This is a genomic window from Agrobacterium sp. LEGMi-208b, assembly GCF_059511785.1.
Map to the genome: position 1 here is coordinate 1,419,570 of NZ_CM183445.1, position 24,194 is coordinate 1,443,763.

Annotated in this window: 26 protein-coding genes and 1 pseudogene; 16 read left to right on the forward strand and 11 right to left on the reverse strand. The window is 58.9% G+C overall.

Annotated elements, in window-relative coordinates:
- The 11 genes and pseudogenes from phnL (at position 1) to AC5YUO_RS07135 (ending at position 10,357) form a co-directional block, all read left to right on the forward strand.
- Complete coding sequence (gene phnL / locus AC5YUO_RS07085) at positions 1-708, forward strand: phosphonate C-P lyase system protein PhnL (protein ID WP_080826862.1); 708 nt, start codon at positions 1-3, stop codon at positions 706-708.
- A pseudogene (locus AC5YUO_RS07090) lies at positions 705-1,195 on the forward strand (DapH/DapD/GlmU-related protein); the annotation flags it as partial. The gene phnL and the pseudogene AC5YUO_RS07090, both read left to right, overlap by 4 nt.
- A gap of 363 nt (positions 1,196-1,558) precedes the next feature.
- On the forward strand, positions 1,559-2,419 hold the full coding sequence (phnC, locus tag AC5YUO_RS07095) for a phosphonate ABC transporter ATP-binding protein (protein WP_496154740.1): 861 nt from the start codon (positions 1,559-1,561) through the stop codon (positions 2,417-2,419).
- 85 nt (positions 2,420-2,504) lie between these two features.
- Positions 2,505-3,410: a phosphonate ABC transporter substrate-binding protein gene (gene phnD / locus AC5YUO_RS07100; RefSeq protein ID WP_060722755.1), complete on the forward strand. Its 906-nt coding sequence runs from the start codon at positions 2,505-2,507 to the stop codon at positions 3,408-3,410.
- 70 nt (positions 3,411-3,480) lie between these two features.
- Complete coding sequence (gene phnE / locus AC5YUO_RS07105; protein WP_400815940.1) at positions 3,481-4,467, forward strand: phosphonate ABC transporter, permease protein PhnE; 987 nt, start codon at positions 3,481-3,483, stop codon at positions 4,465-4,467.
- A complete protein-coding gene (phnE, locus tag AC5YUO_RS07110) occupies positions 4,467-5,816 on the forward strand; it encodes a phosphonate ABC transporter, permease protein PhnE (protein ID WP_496154741.1) in 1,350 nt (449 codons plus the stop codon). The genes phnE (AC5YUO_RS07105) and phnE (AC5YUO_RS07110) overlap by 1 nt, the downstream gene beginning before the upstream one ends.
- A 276-nt stretch (positions 5,817-6,092) precedes the next feature.
- Positions 6,093-6,791, forward strand: a complete 699-nt coding sequence (locus AC5YUO_RS07115) for a DUF1045 domain-containing protein (RefSeq protein ID WP_496154742.1) — start codon at positions 6,093-6,095, stop codon at positions 6,789-6,791.
- Positions 6,788-7,924: an alpha-D-ribose 1-methylphosphonate 5-triphosphate diphosphatase gene (locus AC5YUO_RS07120; RefSeq protein WP_400815933.1), complete on the forward strand. Its 1,137-nt coding sequence runs from the start codon at positions 6,788-6,790 to the stop codon at positions 7,922-7,924. The genes AC5YUO_RS07115 and AC5YUO_RS07120 overlap by 4 nt, the downstream gene beginning before the upstream one ends.
- The gene (gene phnN / locus AC5YUO_RS07125) at positions 7,921-8,520 is read left to right on the forward strand and encodes a phosphonate metabolism protein/1,5-bisphosphokinase (PRPP-forming) PhnN (RefSeq protein WP_496154743.1); all 600 of its coding nucleotides are present in this window, start codon (positions 7,921-7,923) and stop codon (positions 8,518-8,520) included. Before AC5YUO_RS07120 ends, phnN begins: the two co-directional genes overlap by 4 nt.
- Positions 8,521-8,607: 87 nt before the next feature.
- Positions 8,608-9,648, forward strand: coding sequence for an AraC family transcriptional regulator (locus tag AC5YUO_RS07130; protein WP_496154744.1), 1,041 nt, complete (start codon positions 8,608-8,610; stop codon positions 9,646-9,648).
- A gap of 463 nt (positions 9,649-10,111) precedes the next feature.
- Positions 10,112-10,357 carry a transcriptional regulator gene (locus AC5YUO_RS07135; protein WP_400815926.1) on the forward strand — a complete coding sequence of 82 codons (246 nt, stop codon included), beginning with the start codon at positions 10,112-10,114 and terminating at the stop codon, positions 10,355-10,357.
- A gap of 218 nt (positions 10,358-10,575) precedes the next feature.
- On the opposite strand, the gene AC5YUO_RS07140 is transcribed toward AC5YUO_RS07135, so the two are convergent.
- The 8 genes from AC5YUO_RS07140 to AC5YUO_RS07175 form a co-directional block, all read right to left on the reverse strand.
- Positions 10,576-11,565 (reverse strand): Ldh family oxidoreductase, encoded by a 990-nt coding sequence (locus AC5YUO_RS07140; RefSeq protein ID WP_496154745.1) that lies wholly within the window; start codon positions 11,563-11,565, stop codon positions 10,576-10,578.
- Positions 11,566-11,713: 148 nt separating this feature from the next.
- Positions 11,714-12,643 (reverse strand): energy transducer TonB family protein, encoded by a 930-nt coding sequence (locus tag AC5YUO_RS07145; protein ID WP_496154746.1) that lies wholly within the window; start codon positions 12,641-12,643, stop codon positions 11,714-11,716.
- Positions 12,640-13,125, reverse strand: coding sequence for a TonB system transport protein ExbD (gene exbD, locus AC5YUO_RS07150; protein WP_496154747.1), 486 nt, complete (start codon positions 13,123-13,125; stop codon positions 12,640-12,642). The genes AC5YUO_RS07145 and exbD overlap by 4 nt, the downstream gene beginning before the upstream one ends.
- 6 nt (positions 13,126-13,131) lie before the next feature.
- Positions 13,132-14,337 carry a tonB-system energizer ExbB gene (exbB, locus tag AC5YUO_RS07155; protein WP_496154748.1) on the reverse strand — a complete coding sequence of 402 codons (1,206 nt, stop codon included), beginning with the start codon at positions 14,335-14,337 and terminating at the stop codon, positions 13,132-13,134.
- Positions 14,338-14,530: 193 nt separating this feature from the next.
- On the reverse strand, positions 14,531-15,268 hold the full coding sequence (gene hutC / locus AC5YUO_RS07160) for a histidine utilization transcriptional repressor HutC (RefSeq protein ID WP_496154749.1): 738 nt from the start codon (positions 15,266-15,268) through the stop codon (positions 14,531-14,533).
- A 34-nt stretch (positions 15,269-15,302) separates the two neighbouring features.
- A complete protein-coding gene (locus tag AC5YUO_RS07165) occupies positions 15,303-16,088 on the reverse strand; it encodes an ABC transporter ATP-binding protein (RefSeq protein WP_496154750.1) in 786 nt (261 codons plus the stop codon).
- Positions 16,088-16,861, reverse strand: coding sequence for an ABC transporter permease (locus AC5YUO_RS07170; protein ID WP_496154751.1), 774 nt, complete (start codon positions 16,859-16,861; stop codon positions 16,088-16,090). Before AC5YUO_RS07170 ends, AC5YUO_RS07165 begins: the two co-directional genes overlap by 1 nt.
- A 139-nt stretch (positions 16,862-17,000) precedes the next feature.
- A complete protein-coding gene (locus AC5YUO_RS07175) occupies positions 17,001-17,942 on the reverse strand; it encodes an ABC transporter substrate-binding protein (protein WP_496154752.1) in 942 nt (313 codons plus the stop codon).
- Between the two features lie 208 nt (positions 17,943-18,150).
- Here AC5YUO_RS07175 and AC5YUO_RS07180 point away from each other — a divergent pair, with 208 nt between their 5' ends.
- Positions 18,151-18,861 carry a YoaK family protein gene (locus tag AC5YUO_RS07180; protein WP_496154753.1) on the forward strand — a complete coding sequence of 237 codons (711 nt, stop codon included), beginning with the start codon at positions 18,151-18,153 and terminating at the stop codon, positions 18,859-18,861.
- Between the two features lie 12 nt (positions 18,862-18,873).
- Here AC5YUO_RS07180 and AC5YUO_RS07185 read toward each other — a convergent pair whose 3' ends face one another.
- On the reverse strand, positions 18,874-19,392 hold the full coding sequence (locus tag AC5YUO_RS07185) for a hypothetical protein (protein WP_400815907.1): 519 nt from the start codon (positions 19,390-19,392) through the stop codon (positions 18,874-18,876).
- A gap of 78 nt (positions 19,393-19,470) precedes the next feature.
- Between AC5YUO_RS07185 and AC5YUO_RS07190 the strand changes: the two genes are divergently transcribed.
- Complete coding sequence (locus AC5YUO_RS07190; RefSeq protein WP_496154754.1) at positions 19,471-20,109, forward strand: trimeric intracellular cation channel family protein; 639 nt, start codon at positions 19,471-19,473, stop codon at positions 20,107-20,109.
- A gap of 213 nt (positions 20,110-20,322) precedes the next feature.
- Here AC5YUO_RS07190 and AC5YUO_RS07195 read toward each other — a convergent pair whose 3' ends face one another.
- Together AC5YUO_RS07195 and irrA are read right to left on the reverse strand one after the other, a co-directional pair.
- The gene (locus AC5YUO_RS07195) at positions 20,323-20,469 is read right to left on the reverse strand and encodes a hypothetical protein (RefSeq protein WP_496154755.1); all 147 of its coding nucleotides are present in this window, start codon (positions 20,467-20,469) and stop codon (positions 20,323-20,325) included.
- Between the two features lie 273 nt (positions 20,470-20,742).
- Complete coding sequence (gene irrA / locus AC5YUO_RS07200; protein WP_006309975.1) at positions 20,743-21,162, reverse strand: iron response transcriptional regulator IrrA; 420 nt, start codon at positions 21,160-21,162, stop codon at positions 20,743-20,745.
- Positions 21,163-21,480: 318 nt separating this feature from the next.
- On the opposite strand from irrA, the gene fabA reads away from it, so the two are divergent.
- The 3 genes from fabA (at position 21,481) to fabI (ending at position 24,108) form a co-directional block, all read left to right on the forward strand.
- Positions 21,481-21,996 (forward strand): 3-hydroxyacyl-[acyl-carrier-protein] dehydratase FabA, encoded by a 516-nt coding sequence (gene fabA, locus AC5YUO_RS07205; RefSeq protein WP_003507274.1) that lies wholly within the window; start codon positions 21,481-21,483, stop codon positions 21,994-21,996.
- Between the two features lie 75 nt (positions 21,997-22,071).
- Positions 22,072-23,295 carry a beta-ketoacyl-ACP synthase I gene (gene fabB, locus AC5YUO_RS07210; protein ID WP_496154756.1) on the forward strand — a complete coding sequence of 408 codons (1,224 nt, stop codon included), beginning with the start codon at positions 22,072-22,074 and terminating at the stop codon, positions 23,293-23,295.
- 6 nt (positions 23,296-23,301) lie between these two features.
- Positions 23,302-24,108, forward strand: coding sequence for an enoyl-ACP reductase FabI (gene fabI / locus AC5YUO_RS07215; protein ID WP_065114546.1), 807 nt, complete (start codon positions 23,302-23,304; stop codon positions 24,106-24,108).
- Positions 24,109-24,194 lie beyond the last annotated feature (86 nt).

Here is a 24,194-nt window from a genome sequence, read left to right on the forward strand (position 1 = left end):
ATGACGACGCCACTCATTGTTTCGGAAGTCTTCAAAAGCTTCACCATGCATCTTCGCGACGGCATCGAGCTGCCCGTTGTCCGCGATGTCAATTTCTCCGTTTCGGGCGGCGAATGCGTCGTTCTCGGCGGCCCGTCGGGTATCGGCAAAAGCTCGATCCTGAAAATGCTCTATGGCAACTACGCCATCGACAGCGGGCAGATCCTCATCCGCCATCAGGGTGAGGTCATCGATATGGGCAATGCCTCGCCGCGCACGATCCTCGATATCCGCCACCGCACCATCGGTTATGTCAGCCAGTTCCTGCGCACGGTGCCGCGTGTGGCGGCCATCGACGTCGTTGCCGAGCCGCTTCTGGCGCGCAAGGTTACCGCTGAAGATGCGCGCGAGCAGGCGGCCATGCTGCTTTCGAAACTCAACCTGCCACGGGAATTGTGGTCGCTGCCACCCGCGACTTTTTCGGGCGGTGAGCAGCAGCGCGTCAATATCGCCCGCGGTTTCATCACCGATCATGCGATCCTGCTCCTCGACGAGCCGACCGCCTCGCTCGACGCCACCAACCGGCGTGTGGTGGTCGACATGATCAGGGAGAAAAAAGAGAAGGGCACCGCGCTGCTCGGCATCTTCCACGACGAAGAGGTGCGCGAAGCCGTGGCTGATCGCATTCTTGACGTCTCGCAATTCTCGCCCCGAAAGGCAGCGGCATGAGTGTCAAGGTCGGTCTCGAACCCGTCATCCACGAAAGTGCCCGCGTCACCAATTCCTCGATCGGCCGCTATACCGAAATTTCGGAGCGCTGCCGCCTCGAGGAGGTCGAGATGGGCGATTATTCCTATGTCATGCAGGATGGCGCCATCTGGTGCGCCACCATCGGCAAATTCGTCAATATCGCCGCTTCCGTCCGCATCAACGCCACCAATCATCCGATGCAGCGGGCGACATTGCACCATTTTACCTATCGCGCCCGCAGCTATTGGGACGATGCGGAAGACGAGACGGACTTCTTCGCCGCCCGCCGTGCCAAACGGGTGGTGATCGGCCACGATGTCTGGATCGGCCATGGTGCGACGATCCTGCCCGGCGTCACGGTCGGCAACGGCGCTGTGATCGGCGCGGGTGCGGTCGTCTCCAAGGATGTGGCGCCCTACACCAATCGTTGGGGGTGTGCCAGCGAAGCTGATCCGGGAACGTTTCCCGACTGAACTGGGCCGGCAAATGGATGATCTGAAATGGTGGGACTGGGACCATACAAAATTACGCGGCGCTCTGGACGACTTCCGCAACCTGGCGGCAGAGGATTTCGTCGCGAAATATGGCGGATGAACTTCCCACTTCTGAAACAGTTAAAAATCCCGGAGCAAAACTCCGGGATTTTTGTTTCTGCGCCTTTAAGGGACGCGCGGATTTCAGCGCGCCGAGATACCTCCTGAAAGCTTTGTCGGCGAACAGGCACCGGTCGCGCCTCCGGAATCTGTAATATTTTATTCATCAAACTGACACTCACGCTTCACGCACCGCTGTTACGTGGAACCCCGTCAAAAGAAGATTGGACGGGGAAATGAGCTTTCACCTGAAGCAAGTCACGCGCCGTTTCGGCAACCACACTGCGGTCGATTCCGTTGATGTCGAGATACCGCAGGGTCAGATGGTCGGCGTGATCGGACGCTCCGGTGCGGGAAAATCGACTCTGCTGCGCATGATCAACCGCCTCGTCGATCCCTCCTCGGGTTCCATTCATTTCAACAATACGGAAGTCTCGTCGCTGAAGGGTGCGGCGCTGCGCAACTGGCAGCGCGACTGCGCCATGATCTTCCAGCAGTTCAATCTGGTGCCCCGCCTCGACGTGCTCACCAATGTCATGCTCGGCCGCCTCAACCACCGTTCGACGGCGCTCAGCCTCTTCAACATCTTCACCCATGAGGAGCGGCTGATGGCGATCGCCGCGCTGGAGCGCCTCGGCATCGAGCATGTGGCCATGCAGGCGGCGGGCACGCTTTCCGGCGGCCAGCAACAGCGTGTCGCCATTGCGCGCGCACTGATGCAGTCCCCGAAGATGGTGCTGGCCGATGAGCCGATCGCTTCCCTCGATCCCCTCAATGCCAAGATCGTGATGGACGCGTTGCGCGACATCAACGAGCGCGAAGGCATCACCGTCATCACCAACCTGCACACGCTGGATACGGCACGCAATTATTGCGAACGCATCATCGGCATGTCTCAGGGCCGCGTCGTCTTCGACGGGACGCCCGCCGAGCTGACGGCTGCCGCCGTCACCGAGATTTACGGAACCGATTCTCAAGGCTCCGGCATCGACGAGACCATGACCTCGACCAGCATCAATATTCCCGGCGCGCAGCTTGCCGCGCGTCCGGTGCAGCAATCTGCCGGTCCCGAACCGCTCGCTCTCGCCGGGCTCTGAGGAACCGCTCAGCATCGTTTGCGCCCGCGTCAAGGGCCGACATTTCACAACAAACTCCGGCTCGCCGGGAAACAGGAGAAAGTCCATGTTGAAGAAAGTCCTTCTTTCGGCAGTCGCCCTTGGCGTTCTGGCCGGTTCCGCCATGGCTCAGGACGTCAAGGTTCTGCGCATCGGTCTCGACGGTTCCGAAAACGAAGCCGACCAGATCCGCAACACCAAGTGCGTTGCCGATGGCCTCAAGGCTGCAACCGGCGTTTCCGAAGTTCAGGTTTTCCCGTCGCCGGACTATAACGGCGTCATCCAGGGCCTGCTCGGCGGCACCATCGACATCGCTTCCATGGGTGCATCCTCCTACGCCAAGATCGCTCTGGCCGACCCGAAGGCCGTTGACCCGATCCTGACCACGGCTGGCGCCGATGGTTCGACCGGTTATTACACGATCATGGTTGCCCGCAAGGACAGCGGCATCAAGACGCTGGCTGACGCCAAGGGCAAGAAGATCGGCTTCGCCGACCCTGACTCCACCTCCGGCTTCCTCGTTCCGAACGTGGCTATCCCGAAGGAAACCGGCGTTCCGGTCAAGGAATACTTCTCCGAAACCGGCTTCGGCGGCGGCCATGAGAACCTCGTTCTCGCCGTTCTCGACAAGAAGTTCGACGTTGGCACCACCTTCGGTTCGGGCGTTGGCAAGTGGGAAGAAGGCTACACCGCCGGCAACCTCTACCAGATGGTCAAGAAGGGCAACCTCGACATGGACGATATCGTCGAAGTCTGGAAGTCGCCGCTGATCCCGAACGGTCCGCTGATGGTCACCAACAAGCTGGGCGACGCGATGAAGCAGAAGGTCGAAAACTTCTTCATGGAACTGCCGAAGAAGGACCTCGCATGCTTCCAGGGCTTCACCCAGGGCAAGAACACCGCCTACATCAAGGTCGACCCGTCCTTCTACCAGACGATCATCGACGCCCGTAAGTCCGTTATCGGCGGCTGATCCTCAGATCATATCCGGAAGCGGCGGTGCCCCATGGCGCCGCCGCTTTTGCCAATAAAGGAAAAGCGGCATGGCGACCACACTGCACAATGGTACCCTCTCATCCGAGGGGTTGAGCGCATCGTCCCGGACGGTCATGCGCCATTATCAACAGCAGCTTGCGACACGGCGGATCTATACCGTCATTTCGCTCGTGATCTTTCTCGTCATCCTCGCCGCCTCCCTGAATTTCGCCAATGCGGCCAATTCGGGCAAATTCTTCGAGCGCCTGCCCTATTTCTTCGATTTCATGAAGACCTTCGTGCCTGACAGTCCGCTGGAAATCTTCCGGGCAATGTTCGACCTGCCGTCGCCTTATGCGGATGGTTCGCTGAAATATAATTATGTCGCGGATCGCGTTTACATCACCGACGGCTTCTACATCCCGCATTTCATCTACCAGCTGATCATCACGCTCAATATCGCGCTGGTCTCGACAATCATCGGCACGAGTTTCGCCTTCGTGCTCTGCTTCTTTGCCTCCACCAATCTCGTCGGCGCTGGCCTCGTGCGCTGGGTGGTGCGCCGGGTGATGGAAGTGCTGCGAGCCTTTCCTGAAATCGTCGTCGCCGGGCTGCTGACCGCCATCCTGTCGATCGGTCCGATCGCGGCCATCATCGCGATTTCGGTTCATACGATCGGCGCTTTGGGCAAGCTCTTCTTCGAAGTCGTCGAAAATGCCGACATGAAACCGGATGAAGGCCTGCGCGCCGCTGGTGCCAACTGGCTGGAGCGGGTACGCTTCGCCATCGTGCCGCAGGTTCTGCCCAATTTCGTGTCCTACGCGCTGCTGCGCGCCGAAATCAACGTGCGCGCCTCCACGATCATCGGCGCGGTGGGCGGCGGCGGCATCGGCGAGGTCTTCCGCCTGTCGATCGGTAACGATCACGCGTCGAAGACCTATGCCATCATCATCCTTCTGCTGATCACCATCATCGCCGTCGACCAGTTTTCCAGCTGGCTGCGCCGTAAGCTGATCGGCCAACAATCCTTCGAATTCGGACGGGGAGCGGCCTGATGTCGTCCAGCTTCATTCTCAACACCGCCGACCGCGAGAGGCTGACGGCTGCATATCCCGGCGTATTCAACCGCAGTTTCATGCAACGGTATGGCCTGCTCGTCGGCCTTCTTGCCGTCACCGCCTATCTCATTGGCTGCTTTTTCTTCTTCAATGTCGGGCCGGCTTTCATGCAGGGGCGGTGGGATCGCGCTTCGAGCTATATTCAGGACTGGTATTCCTGGCGCGCCCAGCCGCGCCTGCGTTTCGAAGACGGCAAGGTTGAACCGCAATGGTCAAGCCGCGGGCAATATCCCACCGATGCGAAGATCGACTGGCTGCAGCCCCTGCCGGGCGGCGGCTACAGTGTGGTCTATGCCGGTACGCAAAACCGCCTCGATGTGACCCCGACCCGGGTGGATGTCTATGTCGACGGCAAGAACTACCCCGTCATCATCAATGACGATGCGGCGGTCGCTCCGCAGGGCCTGCCCGACGAAATCCAACAGGACGGCAAGAAGGTTCTCGTGCATTACGGCTTTGCCGGCCAGGCGGAAATCCGCACCAGCCAGGTCTATGTGCAGCGCCGTTTCCTTGGATGGGCCAACTTCCTGTTCGACACCAAATCGGAATTCTGGGGCAAGGGTTATGGTGAACTCGCCGCGCTGGCGCTCTGGGGAGAAAGGCTCGATCCCGAGCGCTCCAACATCGGCCATATGGTCGATGATTTCCTCGACAACAGCGTCTGGCAACATGCCGATATTCTCTCCAAGCTGATGCAGACGCTGGTGATGGCATTTGTGGGCACGCTGTTCGGCACGCTCGTTGCCCTGCCGCTCGCCTTCATCGCCGCCCGCAACATCACCGCCAACAAGGCCGCAAACTGGGGCATGAAGCGCCTGTTCGACTTCCTGCGTTCCATCGACATGCTGATCTGGGCGCTGTTCTTCACCCGCAGTTTCGGCCCCGGACCGATCCCCGGCATTGCCGCGATCTTCTTCACCGATACCGGGGCGCTCGGCAAAGTCTACGCCGAGGCACTGGAAAATGTCGACGACAAGCAGCGCGAGGGCGTCAAGTCGGTCGGTGCATCCCCGATTGCGGTCAATCGCTTCGGCGTGTTGCCGCAGGTTCTGCCGGTCTTCATTTCGCAATCGCTCTACTTCTGGGAAAGCAACACCCGTTCCGCCACCATCATCGGTGCGGTGGGTGCCGGCGGCATCGGCCTGAAACTGCTGGAAGCGATGGGTACCAATGCCGACTGGGACAAGGTCGCCTATATGGTTCTGCTCATCCTCTTCGTCGTTTTCCTGTTCGACCACATCTCCAATTCCCTGCGTTCGCGCCTGATCGGTAAAACACAGCACTAAGCCTAGAAAGAGCGGGATGATAAAAGCCATAACGGCATTTGTTGTCCCGCCCCTCGGGCATTTGCAAAGCCCTCACGGACGCCGACCATATCCCCTCGCCTCGTCCATCTGCGATTGGAGCGTATTCGCTAGTTCTACCGCATTTCGAATGCGCTTTTTTCCCTCGGCATCATCATTCTGTCACGGAAACCAATTACCTCGCACTCCTGACCTTGCGGGAAGCGGGCGAGTCACGCCAAATAGCTTCTCATCCCTGGTTTCCCATGACACTGAAGAGTGCTTGCCGTGCGCTACGCCATCTATTTTTCTCCGGCTAAGGATCATCCGCTGACTGAAGCAGCGTCGCGCTGGCTGGGCCGAAATGCATTTTCCGACACATTGCATGACGACCACGACGACTATGCCGAGATGACGGAAGAACCCCGCCGTTATGGTTTCCACGCCACCCTGAAGGCGCCTTTCGAACTTGCCGAAAAATACAGCGAGGCGGAGCTGCTCGCGGCCTTCGAAGATTTCGCGGCCCGCCAGCCTGCCTTCGAAATTCCCCGCGTCGTCGTCGGTGCGCTCGGGCCTTTTTTCGCACTGGTTCCGGATCGCATTTACCAGCCGCTGCAGGATTTTGCCGCCGAGATCGTCGATCATTTCGACCGGTTTCGCGCGCCTCTGTCTGAGACAGATATTGCCCGGCGGCGGCCACAAATGCTGACGGAGAGCCAGCGGCAAAATCTGTCGCTCTGGGGTTATCCGCATGTGATGGATGACTTCCGTTTTCACATGACGCTGACCGGCCGCATCGACGAGAACGATCAGCCCGCCATGCACGAGGTGCTTTCGGCGCGGTTTTCCGAGTTCGTTGATCAGCCCCTCAGCATTTCCGGCCTCGCTTTGTTCATTGAAGAAACGCGTGGCGCGCCCTTTACCGTTCATAGCTGGCACCCCCTTGGCCAGCCACCAAAGAAAGATGCGAACCCATGACCGAGCACGCCCTTTCCAATGCCCGTATCGTTCTGGAAGACGATATTATTCTGGGTTCCGTCCTGATCCGTGATGGCAAGATCGCCGATATCAGCGAAGGCGCCTCCAAGACCGGAGAAGACCTCGAAGGTGACTTCCTGATCCCCGGCCTGGTGGAACTGCACACCGACCATCTGGAGCAGCATTATTCGCCGCGCCCTGGCGTTATCTGGGACAAGATCGCCGCCATTCAGGCCCATGACGCGCAGGTCGCGGCCTCCGGCATCACCACCGTATTCGACTGCCTGCGGCTCGGTTCGGATGAGGATGGCGGTTTCAAGAAGGGCGAAATGCGCGAAATGGCTGACGCCATCGAGGCAGCAGCCGACCAGAACCGCCTGCGTGCGGACCACCTGCTGCATCTGCGCTGTGAGGTCGCCTCCGCCGATGTGCTGGAGCATTTCGAAGACTTCGAAACCGATCCGCGCGTGCGGCTGATTTCGTTGATGGACCACTCCCCGGGTCAGCGCCAGTTCCAGTCGATGGATCAGTACATTTTCTACTACCAGAAGAAGCGCGGCTTGAGCGACGAGGCTTTCGCCGAGTTCGTGCGGCGGCGGCAGGCTGCTTCGGCGGAATTTTCCGCCAAGCACCGCGATTATCTTGCCGCCCGCTGCGCCGAACGCGGCATCACCGTCGCAAGCCATGACGATGCCACCGAAGCGCATGTCGGCGAGGCTATCGGCCACGGCGTGAAACTGGCGGAATTCCCCACCAGCGTCGAGGCTGCAAAGGCCTCGCACAGCGCTGGCATGAGCGTGCTGATGGGTGCGCCGAACATCGTCCGCGGCAAATCCCATTCCGGCAATATCGCCGCCCGCGATCTCGCGGAGATCGGCGTGCTGGATGTTCTTTCTTCCGATTATGTGCCGTTCAGCCTGCTCTTCGCGCCCTTCCTGCTCGCCGATCAGGTGGAAGCCATCTCTCTGCCGGAAGCGCTCCGCATGGTCACTGCCACGCCCGCCCGGACGGTTGGCCTTGTTGACCGTGGTCGTATCGCAACGGGACTGCGGGCCGATCTGGTCCGCGTTCATCGCGAGGATGGCGTGCCGGTCGCCCGTTCGGTCTGGCGTCAGGGCAAGCGCGTGGCATGACCGGCGATGGGCAGGATAGCCGGCGCGAACAATTGCCAGGCACGATGATCGTGATTGTCGGCCCCAGCGGGGCCGGCAAGGACACGCTGATGGATTATGCAGCGACACAGCTTTCCAGCCGGCCGGGTTTTCACTTCACCCGCCGTGTCATTACCCGCAGCGGCGATGCGGGCGGTGAAAATCACGATGCCGTTTCGATGCATGAGTTCAACCGGCTGGAAGAGGCGGGCGCCTTCGCGGTTTCCTGGCAGGCACATGGGCTGAAATACGGCATCCCGGCTGCCGTCTATCGTCATCTCGAGGCGGGCGACGTGGTCATCGCCAATGGCTCGCGCTCGGCACTTCCCCATTTCGGCACCGCCTTTTCCCGTCTCAAGGTCGTGAACATCGTCGCGCGGCCGGAGGTGCTGGCAAGGCGGCTGGAGCAACGCGGGCGGGAAAGCCGGGACGATATCCTCCGGCGGCTGGAACGCAGCTCGCTGGCCGTCGTCGGGGACTTCGATGTCATAACCGTCGATAATAGCGGCGCAATCGAAGATGCCGGCCAAACCATCATGCGGGTGCTGGAGCAAAGCGCCGGTGTGGGCCGCGCTTAAAATCCCCCGGCCCGGCTGCTCGACAAACGCCCTTTCAAGGCTTACCATCACGCGACAATTTCCAAACATGGTACGCCAAGGCGAGGGATGCCCGAAAAAAGGGTCAGTGATGAGATAACTGTGGTCGCCGGTCTGGCTGCCGGCGTCAGCAATTATGCCCGGTCACGGGGCATCGATATCGCTCCCATCTGCAAGGCCCTGAATATTGATCCAGCCACATTCAGCAGCCTGACGGAGCGTATCAGCCTCGACAGATTTTCGCGTCTGCTCGAAACCTGCGCACTCATTTCCGGTGACGATGCCTTCGGTCTGCAATGCGCCTCAGCCTTTCCCGCGGGTGCATCCGGCGCATTCGGATATGGCCTGATCAGTGCACCGACGGTAAGGGCATTCCTGCGCTTTCTTCAGGACCATGTTTATTACGCGACCAACAACAGCAATTTCACCATGGTAACGGATGCCACGCAGGTAACCCTGTCATGGTCTTTCGCACCGGTTATCGCCAAACGCGATCAATATGTGGATTTGTCGCTCGCCGTCCTGGTGCAGCGCCTGCGTGATATTCTCGGAGATCGCATAAACCAGATAGAGATCGGTCTGGAGCGGCCTAAACCGAATAATATTCAACTATTTAGAGAAAGAATGACGCGGCGCGTCAGTTTTTCCCAGCCCATCCATACCATGCGTCTTCCGGCATCGCTTCTCGATGTGGTCAATCCGAATGCGGATGAGCGGCTGTTCGAGCTGATGAACCTGCAGTGCCGCATGTTGCGACCGGAAACATCGTCGGATGCGACCCATTTCATCGATCAGGTGAAACGGTACATGCAGATGCGGCTGTCGGATGCCGAGCTGTCGCTCGGTGAGATCGCCCCCTATTTCAACCTGTCGGAACGGAGTTTTCAACGGCGGCTCGCCGAACTCGGCACCAATCTTAACGAGATAAAGGACGCCATCCGCAAAAACGCCGGTTTCAAGCTCCTCGTGGAAAGCGATCTTCCGGTATCCGACATTAGCTACAGGCTGGGCTATTCGACACCCGGCGCGTTTTCGCGTTCCGTTTCCCGCTGGTTCGGGGCAACACCGACCGACATTCGCAAGAAACACGCGCATCATTCCGCCGGATGATCCATGTTGTTGGCATCAATATTTCGGAATGACACATTAAATTTAAGAAATATGTCGGCACCGATTATGATGTGTGCCGAAACATAACAATAAAACGAAAAACTTGGCGCGAGATGTTATTCTATCGGTGCAGCACATCGCCTATTAAAGCGCCGCATATCCTTCGGGTGTGACGAAAACATTCCAAAGCTTTGAAGCTGCATTTTGCGCCAGACCGATTGTGGTCTCTGGCAATATCGATGTCGCAGTTCCTTTCAATGCCCGGAACAGAGCGTCCGCCGGGATCGTCTGGCTGCGAAAACAGCCTTTTATTGCATAATTTCCAATGCGAAATGAAACCTATTGGCGAAATTGGCGTTTCCGTTCGCGTGTAGACAGAACGGTTCACGAACCGGTTTTGGGGAATGAACCATTGCCTGATCGTGCCCCCGGCAAGGTCAATCTCTTTTGAGGCTGAAAGAAAATGTCTTCAAATACGCCACATGAACATCGCCAAGCGCGGGAAATCATCCTTTCGGAGCGTGAGCGGCATTATCTTGGGCTCGTGGCGCGGGGCAAGCATCCGTCCCATGTCGCCTTGATCACCGGCGCGGATGAAGCGGATGTGAAAGATACGCTTGAAAGGGTGCGCCACAGGCTGGGTGCGACCAATTTGCTGAATGCCGTCAGCATCGCCCTGCTGCGCGGCCTGATCGAACAGGATGCATAATCGACAAATGATCATCCAGGCTTACGCGAAACGTCCCCTCCCGTAAGCTGAAAACCGAATGAGCGGCTTTCTGCGTCAAATCTCTCCATATTAATGGCGGGATGGCGGACCAAAAGCGGGCTGGACATGATGTCCGGCTCTATCGACGCAAATGCAAAGCGGCCGTTTACGGTTTGCCCGGCGGGTCCTATTCGATCCGCCGGGTTTTCATTGTCACGTCAAAGCGATTGAATTTCGGCCAGAATATCGCTTTCGATCACGATGCCGCTTTCCAGCGCCTGTTTGCGAATCCCCTGGCTGCGGCGGCCGGGCAGACGCACATTTTCCTGCTTTTCTATCTCGCCGGCGATGAGCGCCAGCCGCTCGGTAAAGGCCGCACCGCCTGACGATACGGGTTCTATGGCGATGATCGTGTGGCCGAGAGAGGGTGGCGCGCCCTTGTCGTCCAGAAGGGAAGAAGCCTCGAATGCGAAGTTTCCGCCGGTAATCGCCGCAGCCATGATCTCCACCATCAATGCCAGCGCGGCACCCTTGGCCTCGCCTGCGGGCACCATGGTTCCCTCTATGGCCTCTTCGGGATCGGTCGTCGGTCGGCCATTTCTGTCAAGCGCCCAGTCGCCGGGGATCGTTTCACCCTTTTGGCGGGCGGCCATGATCTTTCCGCGCGCGACCTTCGACAGGGCCAGATCGATGACCAGCGGATCGGCGCCACCGACGGGAGTGGCGAAGGCGATTGGATTGGTTCCATAGAGCGGCTTGCTGCCGCCCCAGGGCGCCATGGATGCCGGCGCGTTGGCGAACATGAGCGCGACAAGACCCATTTCGGCAAGCCGCTCGACGGTCAGCGCCATGACACCCGCATGATGGGAGCGGTGGATCGCGGCAAGCGCGATGCCCTGCTGCCGTACCATATCAGGCAATTCCTCAAGGGCGCAATCGATCGCCGGATAGGCATAGCCGTGATTGGCGTCGATCGAGAGCACGCCCGGCTTCACGCGCGTCGCCAAGGGACGCGCCTTGCCGTCGACCTTGCCAACCCGCACCTGCCGGACATAAACGGGGATGCGACGAAAACCGTGGCCGCTTTGACCAGCCGCTTCGGAGGCGACGAGCGCCTTTGCGACCGAGCGGGCGTTTTGCGGCAGAACGCCGTTGCGCTCAAAGATAGAGGATACGAGATCCTCCGCCTCTGCGATTGAGAATTTCATGATTTTCGTGATTCCTGTTGGCTTGCATGCGATGGGACGATTGGTCCTACTCTGCGGTATACGGTCGCTGCAAATCAACATCGAAAATAAATCGGACATCCCGTTCTCTCAAGAGTCGGGATGCCCTTATGTGGTCGGCCTGTTTCGCCTACTTGAAAAGAATCGGCAGGGTGAAACTCGTATTTGCGCCTGGCGGCGGCGGCGAGACGGACGCTTTTTGTATGACCGCCAAAAGCTTCTGATCCATCGCCGAGTCGCCAGTGGATGAAATAATCCTCGCACCGCCAACGGAACCGCCGCTATCGATCCTGAAAGAAACCGTGATCGTCATTCCCGATTTTCCAGCCGAACGGACCAGTCGCCGCTGCATCGCCGAGCGCACTTTCGCACCCCAGTCGGCATTTGACATGGACGAGGCCGAGAAGGAGCCGGCATTGCTGCGCGACGCCGCCGTCCGGTCGGACTGCTGGGCTTCAGCCTTCGCCGTTTCGCGCAGTTCCGATGCCTGCTGCGGTTTGGGACGCTGGCGCTCGACCTTCTTTTTCTCTTCCGGCTGTTTCTTTTCCACCTTTTTTTCGACAGGTGGCGGCGGAGGCCGCATGACGGGTAAGGGAACCTCGACATTTTCGAGTTCCGCCATCATCTGCTCCTGAACGGGATCGATCGGCTCAACGGGCTCGGGAATTTCCTGCGGTTCGACGATCTCCTCGACCGGCGGTTCAGGCGGCTGCACCGGCTCCGGTTCCGGCGGCGGCGTTTCCGCAACCGGCTCCGGCGGCGGCGGCTCTTCCGGGGCGGTTTCCTCCACCGGTTCGCTGCTGTCGCTCTTCACCTCTTCGGCGTCTTCGACATCCTGCGCCTGCGTTGTTTCTTCGGTCTTGACGGCTTCCGGTATCGCCGCCATTTCAATCATGATCGCAGCAGGCGGCGGCCCGCCGGCATCCATTTCCTCGGGCTCCTGCATAAGATAATAGGCAAAACCGGCGTGAACGCCCAGCATGAGCAACGCCGCGGCGGACCACAGCGTCACTTCCCCGAGACGGGAATGCCGGGCCTGCGGGTAGCCGTTTTCAGTCATGGCGCCGTTCCCTGCGCTGCCGGCGCCACGGGCTGGCCAGCGGCGGCAGGCGGCGATGCGGCAGCCGCGTTTTCCAGCCCGACAAGGGCGATCTTCAGATAACCGGCATCTCTCAGCAGGTTCATGATTTCCATGAAGTGGCCATAATCGACCGCCTTGTCGGCCCGCAGGAAGATGCGCGTATCCTTCTTGCCGCCCGTCTGCCGGTCTATCGCGGCAGCCAAGGCTTCGCGGGCAACCGCATCATTACCGAGATTGAGCGAGAGATCGTCCTTCACCGTCAGATAGAGCGGCTCGTCAGGACGTTCCGCCGGCTTGGCGGTGGATGCCGGCAGATCGACATTCACATCGACGGTGGCCAGCGGTGCGGCCACCATGAAGATGATGAGCAGAACCAGCATCACGTCGATGAAGGGCGTGACGTTGATCTCGTGGTTTTCGGAGAGATCGTCTCCGCTATTTTCGCGAATGCCGCCAGCCATGACCGATCACCGTCCAACCAGAGACACGGCGGGCTTGCTGGTGCTGCCCGGCGGAATACGGCGGAAATCGAGGTCGCGGCTGACGAGGCGTTCCACGCCGGCTGCGGCATCCGCCAGAAGATGGCGGTAACCGGTGATGGAGCGGGCAAAGACGTTATAGATCACCACGGCCGGAATGGCGGCGACAAGACCGATGGCGGTGGCGAGCAACGCCTCGGCAATACCCGGCGCGACGACGGCGAGGTTGGTGGTCTGCGATTCCGAAATACTGATGAAGGAGTTCATGATACCCCAGACGGTGCCGAACAGGCCGACAAAGGGAGCCGTGGAACCGATCGTCGCCAGAACCCCAGTCCCGCGCGACATGCGGCGGCCGGCATGGGTTTCGATACGCGACAGCGCCGAAGAGACGCGCTCCTTGATACCGCCGCCATCCGTATGCTCAACCACCGCATCGGAAAGCTGCATTTCATGGGTTGCCATGCGCAGCATCAGCGCGGCCGGTCCGCCCTTCTTTTCGACGGCTTCGGTCGCCTCGATCAGGGTTTTTGCCCTGCGAATGACCTTGAGCGTTGCACCGGCGCGCACCCGCGCACCCGCAAGCTCGATAGACTTCGCGACCCAGACCGTCCAGGTGACCAGCGATGCGAAGGCAAGACCGATCATCACACCCTTCACGACCCAGTCGGCCGCCATGAACATGCCCCAGGGAGAAAGATTATGCGGGATATCCGCACGATGTTCAGCGCTCGCGGGCTCGGTGCTGACAGGCTCCAATGGGGTCGCGGCTTCATTCGGCGCGGTCGTCTGGCCGGTCTGTGCGGGTTGCTCGGTCTGCGTCGGCTGCGGCGCCAGGCCTTCGGCTCCCGGTGCGGTATTCGTCACGGGCTGAGCGGGTGCAGGCTGGACCGGTGCGGGCTGAGTTGACTGAGGCTGCGAGGGTGCGGTGGCGGCCGGCTGTTCCGGTGCCGTCGCGGAAGGCTGGACGGGCGCGGCCGCCGGAGCGCTCGGCGTTGCGGGAGCCGCCGGCTGTGCCGGCTGAACCGCTTCCGTTTGCGGTGCGGGCTGTATCTGGGTCTCCGATGCCGTCTGAGCGAAAACCGCGCCGCTACTCAAGCCGGCCAGCAAGGTGACAGCGACGGCAAGGCAGAGATGCCTTGTTGTGTTTGCCTTGTTGAAGGATGCGGAAGAAGTTGAGGTCTCAGCTGACATAATTTTTATCCCGGATTTCCGTCGATGAACTCATCCGCAGATTGACCGGTTCCTGAAAACCGGGGTCATGAACGGATAACGTCGTGAAAGCTTGACGTTCCGATAATAAACCTGAGTTCTTTTGACAACTATTATATTGTCAAAAGACGACCCGTAAACTCTTCTTTACAAAAAATTGACCGATCGACGGCCTTCAGCTGTTCTGCGAGGGCGAAAACTGCGCAACGAGGGCATGCCGGTCACCGGGATAGGTGACACGGACGCGGGTGATATAATCCGCCCCATGCCAGGTCCGCCGATCAATGACCAGACAGGCGGCACCGGAAGCAATACCGAGCGCCGCCGCATTTTTACGGTCGGCGGAAACGGCGCTGATGCGATGTTCGGCAGCGCTCCAGGGCACCATTTTCAGCAGCCATGTCCCCGGCCCGATCTGTGAAAAATCCGCGGCTTCCGCCTCCGGAACGGCGGTGACATTGATGATGCGCTCCTCAAGGCAAAAGGGAACGCCGCCGGCGAAGTGCGTGCAGGTGAGTTCCAGGACCCGGGCTTCGGCGGCAAGCGCCATGGCCGCGCCGTCCTCTTCCCCCACAGGGCGCAGCCGTCGTTTGTCGAGACGGTAACCGTAGACCAGACCGAGCGCCTGCACCTCCCGCTCGATATCGTGGATTTCCAGAACGGCGGATTGCGCATGGGGCTGGCGAACGAAGGTGCCGAGACGACGGCGTCTTTCGATAAGTCCGCGCTGCACCAGTTCACTCAGAGCCTTGTTCACCGTCATGCGCGAACAGGCATAGTGCCGGGTCATCTCGTGTTCGAAGGGAATACGATAACCCGGCGGCCACTCGCCCGACATGATATGGCGCTCGACATCATTGCGGATGCGCTCGTGCAGCGATTTTTCCTGAAGATCGGCGCCTGTGCTCCTCATCCCGATGCTTTTATCCTCCCCTTTGGCTGGTCAACTATCCATGGGCGGCGGCGGCAATCGCCTCGCTGCGGATTTCCTCCGTAAGCTTCGCGCGCAGCTCGGAAAATTCCGGGCTGGCCTTGACGGTGTAGTGACGTGGATGCGGCAAGTCGACCGGCGTGATCGACTTGATGCGGCCCGGCCTTGCGGACATGGTCACCACACGCGACGCCATGAAGACCGCCTCCTCGATGTCATGGGTGACAAAAATGACCGTCTTCTGCTCACGCTCCCAGATGCCGAGCAGCAACTCCTGCATAAGCCCGCGTGTCTGATTGTCGAGGGCGCCGAAAGGCTCATCGAGCAGCAGGATTTTCGGGCCGTTCGCCAGGGCACGGGCGATGGCCGTTCTCTGCTGCATGCCGCCGGACAATTGTTTCGGCCAATGGTTTTCAAAACCGCGCAGGCCGACCTTGTCGATATAGCTGTCGACGATCTCCCATTTTTCCTTTTCGGCGACGCCGCGTTCGCGCAGACCGAAGGCGACGTTTTCGCGGATCGTTAGCCAGGGAAACAGCGTGTAGGACTGGAACACCATGCCGCGATCCGCGCCCGGACCCGTTACCGCCTTGCCCGACAGCAGCACCTCGCCCGTCGTCGGACGGTCGAGACCGGCGATGATGCGCAGCAGGGTCGATTTTCCGCATCCCGACGGGCCGAGGATGGTGACGAAGTCATTGCGGGGGATATCCAAATTCGTCGGCTGCAGGGCCAGTGTCGGCTGCCCGCCCTGTACGCCCGGAAAAGTGCGGCTGACGCCCTTGATAACGAGTTCGCTCATCAGGCAAGCCTCCAGGCGAAAAGCTTCCGGTTCAGCGATTTGAACGCGAAATCCGAAATAAGGCCGATAATGCCGATGACGATGATGCCGAAGATGATCTGGCCGGTCGCCATCAGCGCCTGGCTGTTGATGATCATATAGCCGATGCCCGAGGAGGCGCCGATCAGTTCCGCGACGATGACATAGGTCCAGGCCCAACCGAGAACGAGACGGAGGATTTCGGCAATATCGGGCGCATTGGCAGGAATGAGAACACGGCGAACGACGCCCCGGTCCTTCGCGCCAAGCGTATAGGCGGCCTCCACCAGATCACGCCGGGTGCCGGCGACAGCGACGGCCACCATCAGGATGATCTGGAACACCGCGCCGATGAAGATCACCAGCAGCTTCTGCATCTCGCCGATGCCGGCCCAGAGAATGAGCAGCGGCACGAAGGCGGAAGCCGGCAGATAGCGCGCGAAGGATACGAAGGGCTCAAGCAGCGCCTCGATGGGCTTATAGGCCCCCATGGCGATGCCGACCGGCACGGCAATGAGCGATGCCAGCACGAAACCACCCACCACGCGCCAGATCGTCATGCCGATATCGCTGGCAAACCCCTGATCGGTCAGCAGATAGATGCCGTCCTTCAGCATGGTGATGGGGTCGGCCAGAAAGGTCGACGACACGAAACCGCCCAGCGTGGCAAAGCCCCAGGCGGAAAAAAACAGCACGAAGAACAGAATGCCGAGGGCAATCCTCGTGCTGTTCTTTATGGGTTGAAGAGGTTGCATTCTGTCGCCTGTCCGGAAAACCGGCGCGGCACCTTCGCCGCGCCATCAGAACGCCGTGCGCGTTTCGTGACGCACAATCGACGCACTCACCTGTTTTGGCTGCAATATTCCCTGCAGGGAGTGCGGCCGCCTTTTTCTGTTACTTGATGAAGGACGTATCCGCGAGGGTCGAAAGATCGGGCTTAGACTTTATCACGCCGATTTCCAGCAGCAGCTCCGCCGATTTTTCCGAGAATGTCTTGAATTCACCCTCGAAAAATTTCTGATTGGCCGCCTTGTTCTGCCATTCGAGGAACTTTGCCGAAGCGGCAAAGGCCTCGCCGGTCTGTTTCACATCCGCCCCCATCGTCGCATAGGACTTTTCGGGATCGGCCTTGATGAGCTCAAGGGCCTGGAAATAGCTGTCCGCCAGGGCTTTCGCCGCCTGCGGATTGGCCTTCAGGAAATCCGGGGTGCAACCGAACGTATCCATGACGGCGGGATAATCCAGCGTCGTGGCGAGGATTTTGCCCTTGTCGGGGGCGGCGCGGACGGTGGACAGATAGGGCTCATAGGTCATGGCTGCGTCGTTCTGGCCAGCGACGAATGCCTGCGCGGCCGGTCCCGGCTCGAGGTTGACGACCTTGACGTCCTTCAGGGTGAGGCCGTTTTCCTTGAGAATCCAGGCAAGAAAGAAATAGGGCGAGGTGCCCGGCGCGGAAGCGGCAACCGTCTTGCCCTTCAGGTCCGCGACCTTTGCAACATCACTGCGCACAGCAATACCATCGGCGCCATGCGACTTGTCCATCTGGAAAATCTGGGTGGATTTCACGCCATTGGCATTCCACGCGATCCATGTTTCCACCGTGGTGGCGGCGCACTGGATGTCACCGGAAGCAAGAGCCAGATGGCGGCTCGCCTGCGGGATTTTCTTGATATCGACCTTCAGGCCGTTCTTTTCAAAAATGCCGGCCTGCTTGGCGAGCGTCAGCGGGGCAAAACCGGTCCAGCCGGACATGCCGATCGTCACCGACGTCTCGGCATAGGCGGAAGCGGATGAAAAGAGTGCGGCGACTGTGGCAAGAACCCATGTTTTCTTCATGATCTGAACCCCTTTTGATTTATTTTTGTGCGATGTTGTTTTTCGCTTTATTTGAGGCATGGTAGGCAGGGATTTTATATTTGTCTAGACAAAATAGAAGCTTCCGAAGGCCTCCAGAAAGATTGCAAATACACCATCAGGCATTCTAGACATAGGATAACACGGCCCCTGCGCGCAGGACCGCTGTTTTTCCATATCGAGCTTTTCCATGACAAGACAAAGACGCCGCAGTATCATCAGGGCAAGGCGAACCGGAACCGGAATTGCGCTGGTTGCCGCCATTTCCTTCATCGCCGGCATGACCGATGCGGTGGGCCTGCATATTTCAGGTGACTTCGTGTCCTTTATGACCGGCAACACCACGCGAGCCGCCGTATCGGTGGAGGCTGGCCTCTATTCCCATGCAGCAAAACTGCTTTTCGCGATCATTGCCTTCGTGGCGGGCAATGCAGGCGGCATCGTGGTGGCGCATAAGTTCGACCGGCGCATCTTTGCCGTTCTGATGGCGGTGGGACTGCTGGTAACAATTGCCGCGCTGCTCGGGGGCGAGGCTTCCGCTCTCGCGCAATTTTATCTCGTCGTTTTCGCCATGGGCATGGTCAACGCCGCCGTTGAACATATTGAGGGGCTGCCAATCGGCCTCACCTATGTGACCGGCGCTCTTTCCCGCTTCGGCCGTGGCATTGGTCGCTTTCTTCTCGGCGAACGGAGCCTCGACTGGGGCATTCAGATCGTGCCCTGGCTCGGCATGATCAGCGGCGCGATCTGCGGCGCCGTTCTCGCCGCCAAGCTGCAGTCCAATGCCCTGTGGGTGGTTGCGGCCACGGTTTTCGCCGTCGCCATCGCCACCTTCATCATTCCGCGCTCGCTTCGGCAGCGCTACAATCAAAGGGTCAAAATCCGAAGAATCACGCCCTGAAAATCGTCAACTTCACTTTCGCGAGATGGTGACGAATTTCGTACCGCGTACCCGCACCGTCATCAGGCAGGGCTCCTTGTCGGTGCGCTCGCAATAGCGCGGATGCATCTTCAGCACAAAAACCATGTTGCCAAAGCGCTTGATGAAATCATAACCGTAAATCCGGGCCGTCGCGATCATCAGATAACCGCCCTCCTTCACCTGGACATAGAAATTATAGGGGCATCCCTCGTCGTCGCAGCTGCGGCCCTTTTCGCCGTCACAATCGAGAACGCCGTGATTGACGACGGCGTCCATCAGCCCGTCATTGTTGATATCCTGCCGCGTGACGAAATCGTCGCCGAAGGCCGCCACCTTGCATTCGGTGCGGAAATGATCCTTTTCATAGATCTCCGGGTCGCTCACCAGCTGCTGCTGCGCCGAGAGCGCCACCGGAAACATCAAGAGAACCAGCGCCTGAAGAGCGGCAACGAGAGCGATTCGCACGGCATTTTCCTTTGCATCCGTTTCGGTTATGGATGTTGCGATCATCCGGGCGGCCAGCCTAGAGTTTAGTGCTTGCGCGACACTGACGTGTTCGCAGCCCGTATTTCCAGGGGGAACCTTTTCATGACGCTTCTGGGTTTTCTCGATTATGCGGGTGTCGCCGTCTTTGCCGCAACCGGCGCGCTCGCCGCCTCGCGCAAGCAGCTCGACCTGATAGGCTTCCTGTTTTTCGCAGCCGCGACCGGCATCGGCGGCGGCACGGTGCGTGATCTCGTGCTGGGCAGAACGCCGGTCTTCTGGGTGATAAACCCCACCTATATCCTCGTCTGCGTGTCGGTCGCGGTGCTGCTGTTCTTCACTGCACATCTTTTCGAGTCCCGCTATCGGGTACTGATCTGGCTCGATGCGCTCGGTCTCTCCGCCTATTGCGTCATGGGAGCAGCCAAGGGCCTTGCCGCAAGCGGCTCCGCGACCGTCGCCATCGTCACCGGCGTTCTGACGGCGACGTTCGGTGGCGTTTTGCGCGATATTATGGCCGGGGAGCCGTCGGTTCTCCTGCGCCCGGAAATCTACATCACCTGCGCGCTTTTGGGCTCTTCCACCTTCATTGTCGTCTATTTCTTCGGCGCACCGCTATATGCCGCATCAGCTGTGGGTTTCCTGACGGCCTTCTGCGTGCGATCCGGCGCACTGCTCTTCGGCTGGACTTTCCCGCCGTACAAGGCCAAGCCCGGCAGGCGGCCAGAAGACGTTATGAAGTGATATAACCTACGCCTATGGCGGGTAACTCTAGCCTTTGGTGGTCCATTAAATGTCGACAATCAAACAACTCCGGCACCACGACTCCCAAAGCTATAATTTCGGCACCAATTTCTATCTCTCTACAATTCAGCATACCACCAACATGTCCGTGAATAGGAGGCGGTACATCCAAATAATCCTTTCTGAACTGCTCACCCACCCTCATGTCTGCTGTCATTTTTTAATGAAAAGCGAAAAAATCAAATTAATTCCATCTAACACCACCCTGATATTCTCACCTCCATTGAATAATTTATAGTATTTTGTTGAGTCATTTTTATTATTTTTTTCTTTTTTTCCCGTTTTATTATCTTCTTCCACAATACATATCCAATTTAATAAATATTTAATTGAATTAACGTCTACAAACAATCCGAAACACAACTTCAAAGACATTTTATAATAGAAAATGACAACTTACAAACTCCACAGGGTCGGCGTAGGTCGACTAAAAAACCTGTACATGTGCACTTATTGACCGAAAGTTCAGCTTGGTCCAAAAGTACCAGCCACGCACACATGCCCTGAAATCACACGTGAAAACATAAATGGCGCCCCTTGGCGCCATTTTCACATATATCGCGAAACGGAATGTCAGCCGCGCTTGCGGCGAAGGCGGATGACCACGTCCACATGGGCGATTTCCATGCCTTCGGGCGCTTCCGGCAGATTGTCGATCTGGAGATTGTTGATCGGAATATCGAGAACCTCGTTCTCGCCCTCCACGAAGAAGTGGTGGTGATCCGAGACGTTAGTGTCGAAATAGGTACGCGCGCCTTCCACGGCCAGAACGCGGATCAGGCCGGCTTCGGTGAACTGGTGCAGCGTGTTGTAGACGGTGGCGAGGGAAACAGGCACGCCGGCGGTGACCGCCTCGTCGTGCAGTTCCTCCACCGTCAGGTGGCGATCACCCTTTGCGAAGAGAAGATCGCCCAGAGCCACACGCTGGCGCGTGGGGCGCAGCCCCGAGCGCCGCAGCCTCGTTCCGATATCCAATGTGGCGTCAAATGCCATGCAATCCCATTCCAAACAGAGGGTATGAAACCTATCAATTGCATTAGCATATATCTTTTGCAGCGAGTGCTTTCAATAGTTTCAGCGTGGCTTAGGCGCGGCAAATGGCGGCAAACCGGCCTTTCCTGCAAATTTCCTCTGGTTCCAGCCGTATGGTTCCTGTATGCGGACGGCATATTGAGGTAATGACTTCTGCAAAGAAGGTTCGAAGACAAAGAATGGGGGCGGAGCGGCCTCTGCCCTTGCAGCGCTTCATTTTGAACCTAACTTGCTCTAGTGAAGTCAATCAACACCAGTAATTGGGGAAGTGAAAGCGGTATGGCAACGAGGCAATCAAGTTACAATTACGAGGAGATCCTGTCCTGCGGTCGCGGCGAATTGTTCGGCCCGGGAAATGCCCAGCTCCCATTGCCCCCCATGCTCATGGTCCATCGCATTACCGAAATTTCCGAAACCGGCGGCGCCTTCGACAAGGGTTTCATCCGTGCCGAATACGATGTCAGCCCCGACGACTGGTATTTCCCCTGCCACTTCCAGGGCAACCCGATCATGCCGGGCTGCCTCGGCCTTGACGGCATGTGGCAGCTGACCGGTTTCTTCCTCGGCTGGCTGGGCGAAGAAGGCCGCGGCATGGCGCTTTCCACCGGCGAAGTGAAGTTCAAGGGCATGGTACGCCCTCACACCAAGCTGCTTCAGTATGGTATTGATTTCAAGCGCGTGATGCGCGGCCGTCTGGTGCTTGGCACCGCCGATGGCTGGCTGAAGGCGGACGGCGAAACCATTTATCAGGCGACGGACCTGCGCGTAGGCCTGTCGAAGGAAAAGGCTGCCTGAGGCAGACGGAATAGTCCTGACAAAAGCCGGGCGGCTTCGGTCGTCCAGCCGAAATCTTAAGAAAAGGTCCCTTTCATGAGACGAGTTGTTGTCACCGGCCTCGGTATTGTTTCTTCCATCGGCGGTGATGCCGCTGAAGTCACCGCATCGTTGCGCAATGCCAAATCCGGCATTTCATTTTCGCCGGATTTTGCCGAGCACGGTTTCAAATGCCAGGTCTGGGGCAAGCCGTCTCTCGACCCAACCGATCTGGTCGACCGCCGCGCCATGCGCTTCCTGTCGCAGGGCGGTGCATGGAACCATGTGGCCATGAAGCAGGCGATTGCCGATTCCGGCCTCGAAGAGAGCGATATCAGCGGCAATGAGCGCACCGGCATCATCATGGGTTCGGGCGGTCCTTCCACCCGCACCATCGTCGAGGCAGCCGACATCACGCTGAAGAACAACAGCCCGAAGCGCATCGGCCCGTTTGCCGTGCCGAAGGCCATGTCTTCCACCGCATCGGCCACGCTCGCCACCTGGTTCAAGATCCACGGCGTCAACTATTCGATCTCGTCGGCCTGCTCCACCTCGGCGCATTGCATCGGCAACGCCGCCGAAATGATCCAGTGGGGCAAGCAGGACGTGATGTTCGCGGGCGGCCATGAGGATCTCGACTGGTCGATGTCCAACCTCTTCGACGCCATGGGCGCCATGTCGTCCAAATATAATGAAACACCCGACGTCGCCTCGCGCGCCTATGACGTCAACCGCGACGGTTTCGTGATTGCCGGCGGTGCTGGCGTGCTGGTTCTCGAAGAGTTGGAACATGCGAAGGCACGCGGCGCCAAGATTTACGCCGAGATCGTCGGTTACGGCGCGACCTCCGACGGCTACGACATGGTGGCTCCGTCGGGCGAAGGTGCAATCCGCTGCATGCGGCAGGCGCTCTCCACCGTCAAGGGTGACATCGACTACATCAATACGCACGGTACTTCGACGCCGGTTGGCGACAGCAAGGAAATCGGCGCGATCCGCGAAGTCTTCGGCGACAAGATCCCGCACATCCAGTCGACCAAATCGCTGACGGGTCATTCGCTGGGTGCTGCCGGCGTTCAGGAATCGATCTACGGCCTTTTGATGATGCAGGAACGCTTCATCGGCGAAAGCGCGCATATTGCCGAGCTCGATCCGGAATTTGCGGGTGTTCCGATCGTTCGCAGCCGCATCGACAATGCCAAGATCGACACCATCCTTTCCAATTCCTTCGGCTTCGGCGGCACCAACGCCACGCTCGTCTTCCAGCGTCATAACGGATAATTGCCAATGAACGGCATCATGCAGGGTAAACGCGGCCTCATCATGGGCGTCGCAAACAATCACTCGATCGCCTGGGGTATCTCCAAGGCGCTTGCGGCACAAGGCGCGGAACTGGCCTTCACCTATCAGGGAGAAGCGCTCGGCAAGCGTGTGAAACCGCTCGCGGCGGAACTCGGATCCGATTTCATCGTACCGTGCGATGTCGAGGATATCGCCTCGGTCGACGCCCTCTTTGCGACGATCCGCGAAAAATGGGGTTCGCTGGACTTCGTCGTGCACGCCATCGGCTTTTCCGACAAGAACGAGCTGAAAGGTCTCTACGCGGATACGACCCGCGACAATTTCAGCCGCACCATGGTCATTTCCTGTTTCTCCTTCACGGAAATCGCCAAGCGCGCCGCTGAACTGATGACGAATGGCGGCTCAATGCTGACGCTGACCTATAATGGCTCGCAGCGCGTCATTCCGAACTACAATGTCATGGGCGTCGCCAAGGCTGCTCTTGAAGCGTCCGTTCGCTATCTCGCCGCCGATTATGGCCCCCGCGATATCCGCGTCAACGCCATCTCGGCCGGTCCGGTCCGCACACTGGCGGGCGCCGGCATTTCGGATGCGCGGGCGATCTACGCGTGGAACCAGAAAAACGCACCGTTGCGGCGGACGGCTGACATCGACGACATCGGCGGATCCGCACTCTACCTCCTGTCCAGCCTGTCGCGCGGCGTAACGGGCGAATGCCACTACGTTGATTGCGGTTACAACATCACCTCAACGCCCACGCTCGAGGTTCTGTCCAAGGCAGACGCGGAATAAGCAGCTCTCTGACATCAGCCAAAAGCCCGGCTCCGTGCCGGGCTTTTTTATGCGCCGTATCAATTTTGGAAATCACTAAAGTATAG

Coding starts and splice junctions, on each gene's coding strand:
- phnL (WP_080826862.1), top strand. CDS start 1: ATGACGACGCCACTCATTGTTTCGGAAGTCTTCAAAAGCTTCACCATG.
- phnC (WP_496154740.1), top strand. CDS start 1,559: ATGAGCTTTCACCTGAAGCAAGTCACGCGCCGTTTCGGCAACCACACT.
- phnD (WP_060722755.1), top strand. CDS start 2,505: ATGTTGAAGAAAGTCCTTCTTTCGGCAGTCGCCCTTGGCGTTCTGGCC.
- phnE (WP_400815940.1), top strand. CDS start 3,481: ATGGCGACCACACTGCACAATGGTACCCTCTCATCCGAGGGGTTGAGC.
- phnE (WP_496154741.1), top strand. CDS start 4,467: ATGTCGTCCAGCTTCATTCTCAACACCGCCGACCGCGAGAGGCTGACG.
- AC5YUO_RS07120 (WP_400815933.1), top strand. CDS start 6,788: ATGACCGAGCACGCCCTTTCCAATGCCCGTATCGTTCTGGAAGACGAT.
- phnN (WP_496154743.1), top strand. CDS start 7,921: ATGACCGGCGATGGGCAGGATAGCCGGCGCGAACAATTGCCAGGCACG.
- AC5YUO_RS07130 (WP_496154744.1), top strand. CDS start 8,608: ATGCCCGAAAAAAGGGTCAGTGATGAGATAACTGTGGTCGCCGGTCTG.
- AC5YUO_RS07135 (WP_400815926.1), top strand. CDS start 10,112: ATGTCTTCAAATACGCCACATGAACATCGCCAAGCGCGGGAAATCATC.
- AC5YUO_RS07140 (WP_496154745.1), bottom strand. CDS start 11,565: ATGAAATTCTCAATCGCAGAGGCGGAGGATCTCGTATCCTCTATCTTT.
- AC5YUO_RS07145 (WP_496154746.1), bottom strand. CDS start 12,643: ATGACTGAAAACGGCTACCCGCAGGCCCGGCATTCCCGTCTCGGGGAA.
- exbD (WP_496154747.1), bottom strand. CDS start 13,125: ATGGCTGGCGGCATTCGCGAAAATAGCGGAGACGATCTCTCCGAAAAC.
- exbB (WP_496154748.1), bottom strand. CDS start 14,337: ATGTCAGCTGAGACCTCAACTTCTTCCGCATCCTTCAACAAGGCAAAC.
- hutC (WP_496154749.1), bottom strand. CDS start 15,268: ATGAGGAGCACAGGCGCCGATCTTCAGGAAAAATCGCTGCACGAGCGC.
- AC5YUO_RS07165 (WP_496154750.1), bottom strand. CDS start 16,088: ATGAGCGAACTCGTTATCAAGGGCGTCAGCCGCACTTTTCCGGGCGTA.
- AC5YUO_RS07170 (WP_496154751.1), bottom strand. CDS start 16,861: ATGCAACCTCTTCAACCCATAAAGAACAGCACGAGGATTGCCCTCGGC.
- AC5YUO_RS07175 (WP_496154752.1), bottom strand. CDS start 17,942: ATGAAGAAAACATGGGTTCTTGCCACAGTCGCCGCACTCTTTTCATCC.
- AC5YUO_RS07180 (WP_496154753.1), top strand. CDS start 18,151: ATGACAAGACAAAGACGCCGCAGTATCATCAGGGCAAGGCGAACCGGA.
- AC5YUO_RS07185 (WP_400815907.1), bottom strand. CDS start 19,392: ATGATCGCAACATCCATAACCGAAACGGATGCAAAGGAAAATGCCGTG.
- AC5YUO_RS07190 (WP_496154754.1), top strand. CDS start 19,471: ATGACGCTTCTGGGTTTTCTCGATTATGCGGGTGTCGCCGTCTTTGCC.
- irrA (WP_006309975.1), bottom strand. CDS start 21,162: ATGGCATTTGACGCCACATTGGATATCGGAACGAGGCTGCGGCGCTCG.
- fabA (WP_003507274.1), top strand. CDS start 21,481: ATGGCAACGAGGCAATCAAGTTACAATTACGAGGAGATCCTGTCCTGC.
- fabB (WP_496154756.1), top strand. CDS start 22,072: ATGAGACGAGTTGTTGTCACCGGCCTCGGTATTGTTTCTTCCATCGGC.
- fabI (WP_065114546.1), top strand. CDS start 23,302: ATGAACGGCATCATGCAGGGTAAACGCGGCCTCATCATGGGCGTCGCA.